Origin of the sequence: Polaribacter sp. R77954, from assembly GCF_044595335.1 — a bacterium.
In the GTDB taxonomy this organism is placed as follows: Bacteria; Bacteroidota; Bacteroidia; order Flavobacteriales; family Flavobacteriaceae; genus Polaribacter.
In genome coordinates this window covers 3,523,145-3,540,248 of record NZ_CP138992.1, presented here as the reverse complement: position 1 = coordinate 3,540,248, position 17,104 = coordinate 3,523,145, and the positions used below count along the sequence as shown (strand labels likewise).

The window sequence follows — 17,104 nt, the reverse complement described above, 5'->3', positions numbered from 1 at the left end:
TTTAAAAATTACTGATTTTTAAACTCCACTATATGCTGCAAATCCACCATCAATAGGAATTACAATTCCGGTTACAAATGCTGAGGCATCTGCACATAAAAAATGTGTTGCACTTATTAAATCGTCAGGCGTTCCATAACGTCCCATTGGTGTTTGATCTATAATCTGCTGCCCTCTTTGGGTTAAGCTTCCATCTTCATTTGTTAATAACGCACGGTTTTGATCTGTTAAGAAAAATCCTGGTGCTAATGCATTAACGCGTATTCCAACTTTAGAAAAATGTACTGCCAACCATTGCGTAAAATTAGAAATAGCAGCTTTTGCACCACTATATGCTGGTATTTTTGTTAACGGAGTAAAGGCATTCATAGAAGAAATGTTTAAGATAGAACATCCTTCACGACCTACCATATCTACCGCAAAAACTTGCGTAGGTATTAATGTTCCTAAAAAGTTTAAATTAAAGGTAAATTCTATTCCTTTTGGATCTAAATCAAAGAAAGTCTTAAAGCCTTCTGTGGTGTTTTGCAAATCTTCCATAGCAAAAAAAGGATTAGAAGTAGTACCTAGTGGATGGTTCCCTCCTGCTCCATTCACCAAAATATCTACCTCACCAAAAGCATTGTTTATGACTTGTTTTGCTTTTTCTAATGATTCTTTTTCTAAAACATTTGCTGATACTCCTATGGCTTCTCCTCCTTCTGAATTTATCTCTTGAGCAACACTGTTTGCTGCCTCTTCTCGTAAATCTAAAACAGCAATCTTATGTCCTTGTCTTGATAGTGCTTTTGCCATAGTACTGCATAAAACTCCTCCTGCACCTGTTAATACGATTGTTTTTGCCATTTAATTATATCAATATTTGGTTAATCTTTTAGAAAGTAAATGTAAAAAAGTAACTAAAGCCTTTTGTCCTGTACTATCTTGTTTTTATTCCATTTTTTCATAGAAACCACCAATACCTTAACAAAAACCTAATTCCCTCTCTACTACATTACCTTCTAACTATTACATCAACAGCTCAATAAACCTCTATAAAATAGCGTTTTAATCTTTTTTTCACATCAATCTAACATACAACCTTAAAAACTACCTTACTTTTATTTTCAATTATTTTTTACACTAATTTTTTTATTTTATCATAATATTATGCAATTGTTTTACATGTTTTAGAATTTGACTCAAGATTCTTTAACAAAATCGGTTAAAATTAACAGAAAGTCTTGCTTAACTATTTCAAAAAAAGTTTTATCGCAAAGTAAGCATTCATTTAATTTTTAATAAAATGAGGCTATGAATGTATTCAACCTTGAAAATACAATATTTAAGATTTAATACATGTATTTCTCATTGTTCTTTTTATTTACTTTAAACTAAAAAGATTCAGGATAGCTCAGGACAGTAAATGAATTCGTTTTTGATAATTTTATATTGCTAATTACACATAAAAATGTGTCAGTAATCAAAATACTCATGATAAACAATGCTTTTAAATTTATATTATTTTTCGTTTTTGCATTGAGCTCAATTTTAATAGCAGCTCAAGATGCACCACCTTCTGATGGCGTTTTTAGAATACAAAATGTAGCCACAGGAAAATATTTAACAGATTCAGGTTCAAGTGCTACTGCAGTTACTATGTCAGATTCAGGAGAACAACCAACTACACATTTTAAATTTGTAAAAAGTGGTTCGTATTACAATATAGATAGCGAAACTTTAGGAATTTTACGTGCACCAGGTGCTGGTGGCCCAGGAGGTGCATATGTAGTGGTTAGTACAACTAAAGCTTCGCCTGCTGCAGATACAGATAAAACTTGGACGATATTTCACAACCAAACAAATGATACTTATAGATTCGGATCTAGAACTACAGGAAGGTTTCTGTATCATGAAGAAAATGGAACTGTAACTCATGCAATAGCTGCAGATACAGATGATAGAAGCAATTGGAAGCTTATTGAATATGTGCAACAACCAGTAGTAGTGGCTCCAGATGAAGATACAAGTACAGATTTAAGTTGTCCATCTTCGGGTGAATTCCAAAATGACAATACTAGAAATGTTGATATTCCAAATTCTGTAAATGTAGGTACTGCAGATGATAGAAGTTGCTATTCAGACTATTCAGAAAGTAATGTTAACGGTAAAACTTGGGGTGTTTATAATATTACTGCCGGTTCTAACCATTGGGACGGAACATCACTACAACCAAGAATAGAACGCTCTTTACCTAGATCTAGTGAAACAGGAGTGGGTAGTTTTGCAAGATTTACAGGAACTTTTAGAATTTTAGAAGTAGGTGATGGAGGTTCTTTCAGTCAAAACGGAAGTTATTTAGCACAGGCCAAAGGAAAACACTCAGGAGGTGGAGGTTCTAATGATCCTGCAATTCTTTTGTATAGAGCACATCCTGTATATGGAGATGGAATTAACGCTGGTAAGCAAGTAGCTTTTGATATATATGCGGAACGTATTTTAGAACGTGGTGGAGAAGGTAGTGGTAGAGAAGTAGTTTTTCTTAAAAGAGTAAATAAAAATGAGGAAGTTGATTTTCAAATGGAAGTAGGTTTTAGACAAGATCCAAATGATGCAACAAAGAAAATACATTATTGTGATGCAATAATTGGTGGAGAAGCTTTTAATTATAATATTCCTGAGCCAGAAAGAGGTTTAGAATCAGGTATAAGATATGGAGCTTATAGAGTAAGAGGTGGTAGAGCTCAGTTTAGATGGGCAAATACTACATATGAAAAAGCAGAGGTTAAAGATACAGGAAGTACTCCTCCATCAGATGATATTTTTAGATTAAGAAACGTTGCAACAGGTCAATTTTTAACTGATGCTGGATCAAGTGCATCAGCGGTTACTATGACAGATTCAGGAGAAGCTACAAACACACATTGGACTTTTGTACAGAGTGGGTCATACTATAATATCGATAGCGAAACTTTAGGGATTTTACGTGCGCCTGGGGCAGGAGGACCAGGAGGCCCTTATGTGATAGTAAGTACAACTAAAAATGCACCAGCTGCTGATACAGATAAAACATGGACAATTTATAATAATCAAGCAGATGGTACGTATCGATTTGAATCAAGAACAGCAGGACGATTCTTATACCATAACGCAGATGGTACTGTAACTCATTCTACTGCTACTGCAGATGATGATAGAAGTAAATGGGAAGTGATTCCAACGAGTCAATCTCTAAGTGTTACAGATAGTGAGGTAACAATATCCTCTTTAAGTGTGTATCCTAACCCTGCAAATAGTAGCTTTACTATTGCATTAAATAATATTGATAATGCTGCAGTTACTATCTATAATGTCTTAGGAAAAAGTATCTTTCAAAAATTTAATGTAAAAGAAAGTTTAGAAATAGATAACAACAATAGATTTAATAGTGGTATCTATTTGATTAAAGTTGTAGATAAGAATCAAAAAACCTATTTTAAGAAGCTTATAATTAATTAAGTGATATCTATTCTTTTAAAAGATAAAAAAACTCAGAATTCTTTCTGAGTTTTTTTATGTTTTAATATTTTTTACACAGGATACCTCAGGATAGAATTTTGCAGCGAATTGCTAATTTTATGAAATTAAATTCACGTTATTCCATCATCCAATGAAAATAATTACCATAAGTAATACTAAGGTAAAAAGTATATTTTTTTTAATATTTTTTATCGGATTTCAAGTTGCCTTTAATACTGTATCTGCGCAGGTAAAATTTTTAGAGGGTTCAAAAATTACAGACGAAGCATTCTATTTTTGGAAACCAGATGACCCAAAGCCATTTCACTATGGGCAAAGTATCAATCCTCATGGAAACTGTATGAAGGTTTCCAATGGTTTTGTATTTTTTACCTGGTATCGTGGAGGATGGGCAGATCGTACTTTAATGATTTCTAGAAAAAAAATTGGAGAAGGAAATTGGGTTCATGTAGCATTACCTGCAAAGTTAAGTTTGGTTGGTGGTAAAGGTGATACACACCTAACAACAAATGTTGGAGTTTCCCCAATTGATGGAACTGTGCATTTAATGTTTGATCATCATAATGAAGATTTAAATTACATAAGATCAAAAAAAAATATTGCTTACGGACCAGATAGTAATTTTACGGCAGCAAATTTTTTGCCTCAGCAAGATTATTTAATTCCAGGAAAAAAAGTAACAAGTGTTACCTATCCAGATTTGTTTAATAATGATAAAGGAGAAATGTATTTTGAAAGAAGATTGGGTTCTGCTGTAGGAGGTGATATTATTATGACGTATTATAATGGAGATTCTTGGTCTCCTGAAACAACTATTATAAGAGGTAGAGGAGCTGAAGTTTCGCAAGGAGAAAGAAATTTTGCTTATGGTAGTGCGCATTTTATGAATGGTAAGTTTTATTATGCCTATTCACCAAGATGGGCAGAGTCGCCTACTCGATTAAATGAAGGCGTTTATTTAATGGAACTTGGAGAGAGAATGGATGATAAAGCAACTACAGTAGATGGTAGAAGTTACAACTTACCTATTATAGATCATGCTCCGTTTTTAATTGCAGATCCACGAAGTGTTCCAGATAATGCTGGTTGGGCAGGTGGCCCTCAAGTTGCCATTTCTCCTAAAAATGATATTTATCTCTATCAAAAACCTAAAAATACAAATGCTTACAATTACCTTAGAAAGGATGGTGAAACTGAATTTAATGAAGACAGAAATAAAGGTTCTTTAGGTGTTTTTTATGGTAAAAGAATGTATAAATTTAACGTTTCTGGAGGTGATTTTATAGTAACTAGTGCTTTAGCTGGTACATATGATTGGAGAGAAGATTTTAGAAAAACGATTGGTTTAAGTGTAAAAAAGAGTATCACAGTAATGAATGATGGTATTATTGCATTTGTATTTAGTGAGGTGAAAAATAGTGCTCAGGTTCCTGTACATTGTTTTGTTTTTCAATTAGAAAAAGAAGAATACACTCCACAAACCATCAATTTTGACGTTTTAGTAGAAAAAACAGAAGGCGATGCTATTTTTGAATTAACAGCTACAGCAACCTCTGGTTTACCAGTAACTTATACTTCATCTAACACAAATATAGCAAGAATAGTAGAAGGCAATAAAGTAAAGATTATGGGGGGTGGTTCATGTGAAATTACGGCTAATCAAAGTGGAAATGGAAATTATGATAATGCACCAGAGATATCACAAACTTTAGTGGTTAATGCTAATACATCAAAATCAAATCAAACTATAGATTTTAGTTTATCAACAACAAATTATGTTTGGGGTTCTGCAGATGAAACTTTAAATGCAACAGCTAGCTCAGGACTACCTATTGAATATGAAAGTACAAATCCTAATGTAGCTGTTATTGTTGATGGAAAATTACAAGTAAAACGTGCTGGAAAAACTACTATTAATGCGTTGCAAACTGGAAATGAAACATTCAATGCAGCCCCAATAGTAGGTTATGAGTTGAATGTACCCATACGTGAACAGGTGATTAATTTTCAAAAAATCCCTACTGTAACTTCAGGAGATCCAGCTTTTAGTCTAATTGCTACTAGTAATAATCCAGATGCCAAATTAAGATTTGTTGCCCCTAATAATCAAGTGGTTATTGTATGGAGTAATCGCGTAAGACATGCATTGGGTGCTGGTACAGCAACAGTTACTGTTTCAGATACAGGAAATGAATATTTTACAGGAGCTCAAGCTTCAAAGACAATTACAGTTCAAGCTAAAACACATAAAATTCCAACTGAAATAGAAGCAGAACATTACACTACAAAAAGTGGAGTAAACGTAACAAGATGGAGTAATTCTATTTTTTACTTAAACTCATGGGAAGTAAATGATTATGCAGAATATACTATTGACGTTCCAGAAGATGGAACTTATGATTTAGAAGTTTTTGCAGCTTCTACTACAACTGGTAAAAAGTTGAAAATTATGAAAGGTTCAACATTACTCAAATCTGTAGCACTTATAAAAACACCAAATTTAACCAGATTTTTATCTACCAAAACCACAATCGCACTTCAAAAAGGGATACAAAAAATTAAAGTTGTTGGAGAAGTTGGTGGCTTTAATTTCGATAAAATGGTTATTGGAGATACCTCTAATGGAGGAGGAAATCAAGGTTCAGACAATATATTTTGGTTTAGAAATGTGGCAACAAATCAATTTTTAGGAGAAGGGGCTGCTGCTGCACAACCTGTTGTTATGCATGAAACTAATGGTGATAATGCAAGAAGATGGGAAATTACGGATGTTCCAAATACAAATTTTGTGAATATTGATAATATGAACAGTGGAATTTTACGTGCTACAGGTGCTAATTTTGCTGCAGGAGCTTATGCAGTAGTTAGCACGACAAAACCATCTCCAGCAACAGATTCAGATAAAGTATGGACTTCTCATTTTAATGAAACTAATAATACCTATCGTTTTGAAGCAGGTACCTCTGGTCGTTTTTTATATCACAATGAAGATGGTACTGTAATTACAACTGCTGTTGAGGATACAGATGAAAGAAGTATATGGGAAGTACTTCCAACTAGCCAACCACTAAGTGTGAAAGATGAAAAATTACTAGAATCTTCTATGCGAATTTACCCTAACCCTTCAGAAGGAGAATTTACCATAAGATTCCAAAATGTAGATACTATAAAAAATCTTGAAATTTATAATGTTTTAGGAAAACGAGTTTACCAAAACGCTTCTATAAATAGTGTTTTAAAAATAGCTAACGCTAGATTCTCAAAAGGTGTTTATTTAGTAAAAGCTATTTCAAAAGAAAATAAAACATTTCATTCAAAGCTAATTATAAAATAGCTAACTACAACAAAACCTTCAAAATATGAAATAATCAAAAAAACAAGGATTCTCTTGTTTTTTTGATTATTATAAAACTATAATTATAGGGTTTTCATTACAGTTAGGTCACTACAGGATGCTATCCTCATTTAATCTTCAGATTTTCACCAATTATTCTTAATAACATTGATTTAGGAAAAGAACTATGATAAAAAATACTTTTAAAACATCATTATTTTTCGGGTGTATGCTTTTTTCACACTTTCTAGTAGCTCAAGAAACAGCTCCAGATGAAGATACTGGTTCGTATACCACTTGCAATGCAGATGGTGCAAATGCCACAAGAACATCTTATGATTTACCCAATCCAGTTAATGTAGGTACTATTGATGATCGTAGTTGTTACGCAAATTATAAGGAAAGTAATGTTAATAGCAAAACTTGGGGTATCTATAATATAACTCACAATTCTAATAAATTTGATGCTACTTTACAACCAAGAATAGAACGTGCTTTAAGTCCTTCTAATAAAACAGGTATTGGAAGTTTTGCAAAGTTTACAGGAGTTTTTAGAATTCTTGAAACAGGTAATACCTCAGGAACAAGTTCAGATGGAACTTACATTGCACAAGCTAAAGGAAAACATACAGGTGGTGGGGGTTCTCCAGATCCAGCGATTTGTTTGTATTTAGCAAAACCAGTATATGGTACAGGTGCTAACTCTGGTAAACAAGTATCATTTAATATTTACGCAGAGCGTATAAAATATCGTGGAGGATCAGGTAGTGGGCGAGAAATTGTTTTTTTAAAGAATGTACTTAAAAATGAAGAAACTAGTTTTGAGTTAGAGATTGGCTTTAAACAAGATCCAAATGACCCTTCAAAAAAAATACAGTATTGCAATGCAATAATTGGAGGAACTGTATTTAATTGGGATGTTCCTGAACCAGAAAGAGCAACACAATCTAAAATACGATATGGAGCCTACAGGGTAAAAGGAGGTAGAGCGCAAATTAGATGGGCTAATACAACATATCAAAAAGCTGAGATTGAGAATCAGTCTTTAAGTATTGAAGATAATCAGTTAAATTTATCATCAATAAAAACATACCCAAATCCTGCAAATGAAAATTTCACAATACAATTAGATAACCTTAACAATGCCTCAATCAGTATTTTTAATATTGTAGGTAAAAGGGTATATCAAAAATTAAATGTAAAAGAAAGTATACAAATAATAAATAACAACAGATTTAAATCAGGAATGTATTTGATTAAAGTTATAGATAGCAATCAAAAAGTATATTTTGATAAGCTCATTATAAATTAAAATAGTTATTACTTAGACAATAAAAAACTTAGAAAATATTTTCTAAGTTTTTTTATACAATTTTTTTAGGTTGATTTTTTATTCAAATCTAATAATAGAGTATCACAAAAAAAGGTCATGCATTAGAGAGTGTTTAGGGTTCATCTAATTAAAGTTCAAAATATAATTTTATCTATTTTTTTTAGAATAAACAGGATAAAACAGGATAGGTTTTTAATACGATATTTATAAGTTTAAAAAATAAATATAGCCTTAATGAAAAGACGTAACTTTTTACAACTATCAACATTAGCAGGTGTTGGTTTAACCTTACCAATGTCAAGTATTTTACAATCATGTTCTAGTCATCCAGCACATTCTTTGGAATTTAAAAACTTAATTTCAGGTTTATTAAAAGATTGGAGTGATGGAATGCTAAAGGTACAAATCAATAATCCATCTAATTTAGAGGTTCATGGTGCTTTGGGTTGTCCTTCTTGTTCGCATATTCACGGACGTTGTATGGATGCTGTTTATCCTTTTTTATATATGGCAGACAAAACTGGTGATGAAAAATATGTAGAAGGCGCAAAATTAGTCATGCTTTGGGCAGAAAATAATGTATCACAAGAAAATGGAGCTTGGACCGTAATTAAAAACCCAAAATCTTGGAAAGGAATTACCGTTTTCGGAGCCATAGCGTTAGCAGAAGCATTGCATTATCATGGTCATGTTTTAGATGAAGAAACTCGCAAAGCTTGGACAATTCGTTTAGAAAAAGCAGGACAGTATATATATGATGAATTTACCATAGATTTTACCAATATCAATTATCCAGGAACAGCTGTTTATGGCCTAAATTTAATTGGAAATGTTGTAAAAAGAGATGATTTTAAAGCAAAAAGCAAAGAGTTGGCACAACAAGTAAAAGCTTATTTTACGCCAAATGAAGGTTTGTTGTTTGGAGAGTGTAAAAAGAGTTCAAGTAAACTAAGTAAAAAAGGCTTACATGGTGTTGATTTAGGGTATAACGTAGAGGAAACCTTGAACAGTTTAGTAATGTATGCGATTAAAGAAAAAGATGATGAATTACTACAAATCTTAACCAAATCATTAAACAGTCATTTAGAGTTTATGTTGCCAGATGGTGCTTGGGATAATAGTTGGGGTAACAGAATGTATAAATGGAGTTATTGGGGCAGTAGAACTTGTGATGGTAGTCAACCAGCATTCGCAATGATGGCAAATATCAATCCAGCATATGGTACAGCAGCCGTAAAAAACACAGAATTATTAGAAAGATGCACTGCAGATGGATTAATTCATGGAGGTCCTGGTTTTATTGAAGCAGGAATTCCTGCTTGTGTGCATCATACATTTACACATGCCAAACCTCTAGCAGCTTTATTAGATCATTGGGATCATTTACCAGAAATAAATTCAAATGCAAGTTTGCCAAGAACTACAGCAGATGGTGTAAAACACTTTAAAGATTTAGATGTTTATCTTTTTGCAAGAGGAGATTGGAGAGGAACTGTAAGTGCGTACGATGCAGAATATCATTATAAATATGATTTTAGACAAGCATCAGGTGGTGCTTTAGGCGTTTTATATCATAATAAAGTAGGGCTTTTATGTGCTGCAAGTATGGCAGAATATTCCTTAGTGGAAAAAAACAACCAGCAAGTACAACCAGGAAAAGATATTTGTTTAACGCCAAGAGTTGAAGTTTTTAAAGATGATGTTTGGTACACAAATTTATACGATTTACCAGCAACAGTAGCTTCAAAAGATGAAAATGGAACGATTGAGTTAGTAGCAGATACAAAATTAAAAAATGTAAATAGAGAGGAACTTACTGGCACTGCTTCTGTATTTGATATTACTTATAATTGTACTGCCGAACAAACAGAAATTATTGTTACTACGAAACAAGTTATTAAAGAACCAACTGCTTTTGTATTCCCAATTGTTTCACCATCAAGTGAAGTGGTTACAAATATTAGTGAGAATGAAATTACTATTCAAAAACCAGAAGGATTGGTAACCATTAAATCCAATGCACCAATAAAAACCAAAGAAATAGAAGGAAAAAGAACTTTTAATATGGTACCTGGAGTTGAGGCTTTACCTTTAGAAGTATTTTTTGAAAAGGAAAGTAAAACTATTAAAATTTCAATTAGTGTAACTTAAAATATCATATCATTATTCCATTTTACAATTTCATTATTGTACATAGCATCTAAAGCCATTTGAACACAAACAGCAGTTTTTGCTCCTGATGTAATATTAGATAATGGTGTTTTGTTATTTATAATTGCATTTTTAAAATCTAAAAGTGCTTGTTTACTTGGGTCTAAATGTGCTATGTTAATATTGTAACCCTTGGCTTTATCCCATTTTGCAGTAGCTCCACTAACACCATCAACTTCTCCCATAACTTTATTTTTCTTTCCTTCAGGATAAAACCAAGCATCTTTATAATCAATAATTAGTGTTCCCTTATCTCCTAACACTTTTATTTGATAACCGTCTTTTGCATTACTCGTTAAACAAGAAAACTTTGCTTTTACGCCATTTGGATAGGAATAGGTTAAATGGACATTATCATAAGTTTCTCTGCCATCTTTCCAATAATCTATGCCTCCAACTCCCATAACTTGCTTTGGAGTTTCACCTAAAACCCAATTGACAAAATCAATTTGATGAGAGCATAATTCAGCAGTTAAACCACCAGAAAATTCTTTATACATTCTCCAATTGATTGCTTTTTCAAGGTTTGGGTTTGGTACTTTTCTTCTCCAGTTTCCATGTCTGTTCCATTGACATTCAAACGAAGTAATATTCCCAATTTTTCCTTGACGAATTAAATCAACAACATACGTATATAATCGAGAACTATGGTATTGATGCCCTGTTTGAAAAATAGAATTCGACGTTTTGGTTTTGTTGATGAGTTGCTGAATACCTTCATACCCTTTAGCCAATGTTTTTTCGCAATACACGTGTTTTCCAGCATCAAGAGCGTCTATGGATATTTGAGAATGAGTGTTAAATGGAGTTGCAATAATAACTGCATCAACATCTTTATTATCTAAAAGGGCTTTATAATTTTGATATCCTTTTGCTTTTTTATTTGCCTTTGCTATGCCATTTTGCAATCGAAAAGGAATGACATCTGCTGCAGCAATAACATTAACACCTTCTATTTTATTAATGATCGATGTTAAACCAGTTCCTCTTTGTCCAGTTCCAATGACTCCAATATTAATGATATCATTTGGGCTAAAAGTAAATTTTGAAGTACCACTAAAAACGGAGTTATTAGTCAAAATTCCTGCTGATGCAATACTTGCTTTTTTAATGAAATTACGTCTTTTCAAATTTTAGATTTTAGGTTCCCAACCTGGTTCGTATGTTCTATACCATAGTTTCATGGCATCTCTATCAAATATTTTACCAGAATTTTCATCAACATTAAAACCTTTGTTAATTCTATAGGCAATATTTGCGTAATGTGTTAACATTTGAGAAACAGCACCAACTTCAATTGATGAGGTTAATTTTTCTTTTCCTCTAATGGCATCGAAAAAATTGGTGACATGTCTTGTTGTTAAATTTCCACCACCACCTAAAACGAGTCCACCTTCTGATTTTCTAGATTTTTTTTCTTTGATTAGTTTTCCTTTCAAATTGTATAATTCATAACCACCTCTATCTACAAAAACAAGACCTTTAGAACCATAAATGATAGTTCCTCTTCCTCTACCGTATTTTTTATAGGCATTTCTACTATCTCCATCCCATTGAATAATTCTATCATTAGCAAAAGTAAAGGTAGCTTCCATTTGATCATACATTTCCCATCCATCATTTTTAAACTGCCTTTTATTGGCTATTACATCCACATATTCTGGATATTTTACATCTAATGCCCATCTTGCAATATCCAATTCGTGAGTGGCATTATTACCCATTTCTGCAGTTCCAAAATCCCATCCATACCAATGCCAATTGTAGTTCCAAGTGTCATGTGTATATTCTTTTCTAGGTGATGGACCTTGAAATAAATCCCAATTTAAACCTTCAGGTGGAGCAGTTTTTACAGGTATTGGAACTTTTCCTCTTCCATTTGTATAAAATGCAACTGCTTTATAAACATCGCCAATAACTCCATTATGAATTTCTGAAATAATTTCTTGACTTTCTAAAGATGATCGTTGTTGATTTCCCATTTGTACAATTTTACTGTACTTTTTTTGGGCAGCAACTACGAGTTCATTTTCATGCGGATTATGACTACAAGGTTTTTCTAAATACACATGTTTACCTGCCTGCATTGCCATAATTGCTCCAGGAGTATGCCAATGATCTGGTGTGGCCATAAAAATAGCATCTATATTTTTATCATTGATGATGTTTCTAATATCTTCTTCAGATTTAATTTTATAATCAATTTTTTTACCCACTTTTATTTGAGCCTTTTCTATTTGACTTGGCATTACATCACACAAATACAGGAGATGAACATTATTTTCTTTTGTAGCAATACCATCAATAAATCCAGAATACCTTCTCCCTAATCCTTGAATTGCAATATTTATTCTGTCATTTGCACCAATTATGTTTCTGTAGCTTTTTGCAGACATTGCGTTTGCAGTGCCTACTAAACCAATTCCTGCAGCTGCAGTAGCCGTTTTTTTTATAAAATTTCTTCTAGATGTATTCATTATTTTTTCTTTTTAGTTTTAGGAACTTTAATTTTTATATTTCTAAAAGACACTTTATCACCATGATCTTGTAATAAAATTTGACCCTTTTCTAACAATCCAAAATTTGGCCATTTTGCATATTTACTTTCAGAAACTAGTTTTAAGAATTCATCACTTCCACGTTCATATTCTAAAACTTTAACATCATTAACCCAATGTTCTACTTTATTATTTACTGATTTAATATAGGCTGTATTCCATTCTCCAATTGGGTTTAATGGCTTTATAGGATCTGCTTTAATTAAATCGTACAAAGAACAAACAGTTCTACTTCCTTCATGAGAACCTCTTTTGGCATCTTCATGTAAGGAATCATCTAAAATTTGGTATTCTAAACCGATAGAAGAGCCAGGTCCTTTATTTAATTCTGTATCAACATAATATTTAATTCCGCTATTTGCACCATCAGTTAATTTAAAATCTACTAATAATTCAAAATTGCTGTATTCTTTTGTGGTTACGATATCTCCACCTGCAGTAGATTCTGCACCACCAGTATCAGCTACTATTAATTCTCCATTTTCAATAGACCATCCTTTTTCTGGGAATTTATCCAATTTAGCACCTCTCCAACCTTTGGTTGTTTTACCATCCCAAAGCATTTTCCATCCTGATTTTTTTTCTTGATAAGTCAAGTTGTTTTTTGTGATTATTGGTTCAAGTGGAGATTCTTGTGAGTATTTAGGTAAATCTGTGGTTAAAATCTTCGCATTTCTCCATAGTACTTGCTTTCCTAAATTCTTTTTGTTTTTTCCTATAGAATGTACTTGTAACCCAATAAAACCAGAACCAGTTTTATCATCAATTAAATAAGCTGCAGCAACTCCATTTATCCAAGTTTTAAGGGTGTCTCCAATAGCTTCAACTCTGTAGTGATTCCATTCATTTTGTTTAAATGCCTTTTGAGCTTGTGGATTATCTACTAAAGGATTTAACCATTTTCTTCTTTTCTCGTCATAAATACCTCCACTCCAAGCACGTTTTGAAGGATCTATTTCTATTTGATAACCATGCACCATTCCATCTCTATAATAAGGAAGCGAATTACTACGAATTTGAATTCCAGAATTCATAGTTGCATCTACTTTATACTCGATTTCAAAAATAAAATCGCTGTATTCTTTATCCGTACACAAAAATGTATTAGGTGTATTAGCAGCAGTCGTGCCAATAATAGTTCCGTTTTCATTTTGGTAGGTAGCATTTCCTCCTTTGATATTGAATCCTTCTAAAGAATTATTTGTAAATAAATCTTCCCAAGGAGTTTTATCTTCATTACAAGAAGATAGGCCAAATCCGATTAAAACTAAAAAAAATAAATTGTGAAATTTCATAAGTTGATTTAAGGTTGTATTAAAAGTTTAAGTCGTCTTTTCCAAATCTATTTAATTAATTTTAATAAGATAACCTGTTGTATCCTGATTAAAAAATGGGCTTTTTTTTTGAATAATACGCGAATCCACAAAAGAACTTCATTCTAGATATGCTTCACAGAGATTTTTATAATTAATAATCTTGTTTAAATGGAACCAGCATATCATCGGGATTTTACAGGACAGTATATTTAAATTAAAAAAATATATTTACTTCAAATAAGTCTATTGATTATATGGGTTGCTCAATATAGTTATTTTATATACCCGTCTATTTTAAATAAAATGAATACTAAATTCCTTTCTGTGAATATGAAATTAAATCGTAAGAATTTCTAATGAAATCAAAACTGTTTTTAATATCGTTATTATTTTTTTTAGGCTGCAATGTCAAAAACTTTGATCAATCAGAATCACGTAGGATCAAATGGAATCAAGCAAAATGGATTGGCTATACAAAAGACAATCGATTAGAAAAATGGTCTACAAGAGATTTTGTTAGAAATCAGCCTCCAATGGATATCAATACTTGGCAACCAACAAAAGAAGAACTAAAAGCAGTAAAACGTAAAGCACATCCATCAGTATTACTTAGAAAATCATTTGCGGTAACCAAAGAAATTGCATTTGCAGAAGTTGCAATTTGTGGTTTAGGATTGTATGAATTACATCTTAATGGAAATAAAGTTGGAGACAGAGTACTAGATCCTGCACAAACGTCTTATGATAAACGCGCTTTTTTTGTGCGTCATAATGTTACAAAGCTTTTAAAAGAAAAAAACGGATTAGGAATTATGTTGGGCAATGGTTTTTATGGACAAAATATTGCCTTCTGGCCAGGGCTAAATTATGGAAAACCAAGAGCTATTATGGTGCTCAATATAAACTATAAAGATGGTACAAAAGAACAAATTGTAACTGATAAAAGTTGGAAAGCACATAACAGTCCTATTCTTTTTGATAATATTTTTCATGGAGAAACTTACGATGCCAGAAAAGAAATTCAAAATTGGTCAGCTTCTAGTTATCAAGAAACTGCCTGGAATTCTGTAGAATTAATGAAAGCGCCAACCACTAATTTGATAGAGCAGCAATTAGAGCCAATGCGAAAAGTTAGAAAAGTTTTACCAGTAGCAATTCTTCCAGCAGAAAAAGGTTGGATAATTGATATGGGAAAAAACATGACAGGTTGGTTACAAATACAGGTTCAAGAAAAAGAAGGTACTGAAATAAAAATGCGTTTTTCAGAGCATTTAATGCCCGATAAAAAAAATATTGATCCAGCTTCAACAGGAATTCACGTTACTGGAAACACACAAACAGACATTTATATTTGTAAAGGCGATGGTGTAGAAACTTGGGAACCTCGTTTTACCTATCATGGGTTTCAATATGTTCAAATAGAAGGTTTACAAAAGAAACCGACCTTAGATCAATTTACAGGTTGGTTAGTTCGGTCTGACGTGGAAAGAATAGGAACGTTTAAATGTTCTGATGCACAGATTAATAAATTCTACGAAACTTCTATGTTAACCATAGAAGACAATATTCAAGGTTTGTTAAGTGATTGTCCTCATAGAGAACGTTGTGCGTGGATGGGAGATGCTTATGTAGTTGCAGAAGCTGCAAGTTTTAATTTTAATTTACAACGTCTTTGGCAAAAAACTGCAGACGATATGCAAACCGTTTTGGGTGTGTCTAAAGCACATTTTAAAGATCCTTTTCCTTATGATAAAAGAGCGCCTGCAAATGTTTCTGTTGGTAAGCGTTTGAACTTGCAAGCAAGACCAGATTGGGGAGCAGCTACAGTAATGATTCCTTATTTTTCTTATGTTTATTATGGCGATACAACTATTGTGAAAAAATCTTGGAATATGATGGAAGGTTGGATGGCTTATTTAGATGAGAAAGTGCAAGAAAAAGGCATTATAAATGGCGGTTATGGAGATTGGTGTCCTCCTGGAGGAAACCCAAATATGGATACTCCACCAGCACTAACATCAACAGCATTGTATTATCAATCTTTAATGGCAATGCAAAAAATGTCTATTTTATTAAATAAAGCTGAAGCTGCAGTCGAATATAGAGAAAAAGCGCAGATTGTTAAAGATGCATTTAATGATAGATTTTTTAAGGAAAATTCTAATTCTTATGGCTCTCAAACCGGTAATGCCTTTGCCTTACATACTAATTTAGTTGATGATTTTAAAAAACAATTGGTTGCAGACAACTTATCTAATCTAATAATGAAAGATAAAGAAGGTCATTTTACTACCGGCATTTTTGGTCATCGTGCTTTGTACAGTGTTTTAAACGATTATGGACATAGTGAAGTAACCCAACATTTATGGGAAATTACAGATTACCCAAGTTTAGGATTTGTTACCACAGCACATAATTTAACCACTTGGCCAGAATTGATTGCCAATTGGGATAAATCAAAACGCTATTATCGTAATTCCTTTAATCATCCTATGAATAGTGGTTTTGCAGCTAGTTTTCACGAGAGTCTAGGAGGTATAAGACCCGATGAAAATCATCCGGGGTTTCAAAAGTTTTATTTAAAACCCACTTTTTTAGAAGGTTTAGAATGGTGTGAAGTGTCTTATAAAGCTCCACAAGGAAAAATAGAGAGTAACTGGAAGAGAAAAGAAAATAAGGTCGTTTGGTCGGTTACAATTCCAGAAAATTCAGTTGCAATGGTAAAATTACAAATGTATAATTCAAAAGAAATTAAACTAAATAATAAAAAAGTTAAAAACAATACGTTCCAATTAACTTCGGGTAAATATGTAATAATTGTGAAAGAGTAATTCAACAATATTTTAAAAAATCA

Annotated in this window: 9 protein-coding genes; 5 read left to right on the top strand and 4 right to left on the bottom strand. The window is 32.4% G+C overall.

Annotated features, from left to right (window positions below; all coding sequences use genetic code 11):
- Positions 1 to 18: 18 nt before the first annotated feature.
- Entirely contained in the window at positions 19 to 846 is an 828-nt protein-coding gene (locus tag SJY27_RS15290; protein ID WP_397444827.1) for an SDR family oxidoreductase, read from the bottom strand.
- Positions 847 to 1,518: 672 nt separating this feature from the next.
- Between SJY27_RS15290 and SJY27_RS15285 the strand changes: the two genes are divergently transcribed.
- The 4 genes from SJY27_RS15285 (at position 1,519) to SJY27_RS15270 (ending at position 10,316) form a co-directional block, all read left to right on the top strand.
- Positions 1,519 to 3,477 (top strand): RICIN domain-containing protein, encoded by a 1,959-nt coding sequence (locus SJY27_RS15285; protein WP_397445740.1) that lies wholly within the window; start codon positions 1,519 to 1,521, stop codon positions 3,475 to 3,477.
- A 151-nt stretch (positions 3,478 to 3,628) separates the two neighbouring features.
- On the top strand, positions 3,629 to 6,832 hold the full coding sequence (locus SJY27_RS15280) for a BNR-4 repeat-containing protein (protein WP_397445739.1): 3,204 nt from the start codon (positions 3,629 to 3,631) through the stop codon (positions 6,830 to 6,832).
- Positions 6,833 to 7,061: 229 nt separating this feature from the next.
- Positions 7,062 to 8,144: a T9SS type A sorting domain-containing protein gene (locus SJY27_RS15275; RefSeq protein ID WP_397445738.1), complete on the top strand. Its 1,083-nt coding sequence runs from the start codon at positions 7,062 to 7,064 to the stop codon at positions 8,142 to 8,144.
- A 255-nt stretch (positions 8,145 to 8,399) separates the two neighbouring features.
- Entirely contained in the window at positions 8,400 to 10,316 is a 1,917-nt protein-coding gene (locus SJY27_RS15270; RefSeq protein ID WP_397445737.1) for a hypothetical protein, read from the top strand.
- Here the strand turns inward: SJY27_RS15270 and SJY27_RS15265 are convergent.
- From SJY27_RS15265 to SJY27_RS15255, 3 genes are read right to left on the bottom strand one after another with little or no spacing between them, the layout of a single operon-like run.
- Positions 10,313 to 11,506, bottom strand: a complete 1,194-nt coding sequence (locus SJY27_RS15265) for a Gfo/Idh/MocA family protein (RefSeq protein WP_397445736.1) — start codon at positions 11,504 to 11,506, stop codon at positions 10,313 to 10,315. The two genes, SJY27_RS15270 and SJY27_RS15265, sit on opposite strands and share 4 nt — an antisense overlap.
- A 3-nt stretch (positions 11,507 to 11,509) precedes the next feature.
- Positions 11,510 to 12,853, bottom strand: coding sequence for a Gfo/Idh/MocA family protein (locus SJY27_RS15260; protein WP_397445735.1), 1,344 nt, complete (start codon positions 12,851 to 12,853; stop codon positions 11,510 to 11,512).
- Positions 12,853 to 14,229, bottom strand: a complete 1,377-nt coding sequence (locus SJY27_RS15255) for a DUF1080 domain-containing protein (RefSeq protein WP_397445734.1) — start codon at positions 14,227 to 14,229, stop codon at positions 12,853 to 12,855. The genes SJY27_RS15260 and SJY27_RS15255 overlap by 1 nt, the downstream gene beginning before the upstream one ends.
- Positions 14,230 to 14,606: 377 nt before the next feature.
- On the opposite strand from SJY27_RS15255, the gene SJY27_RS15250 reads away from it, so the two are divergent.
- Positions 14,607 to 17,081 (top strand): family 78 glycoside hydrolase catalytic domain, encoded by a 2,475-nt coding sequence (locus SJY27_RS15250; RefSeq protein ID WP_397445733.1) that lies wholly within the window; start codon positions 14,607 to 14,609, stop codon positions 17,079 to 17,081.
- The last annotated feature ends 23 nt before the right edge of the window (positions 17,082 to 17,104 follow it).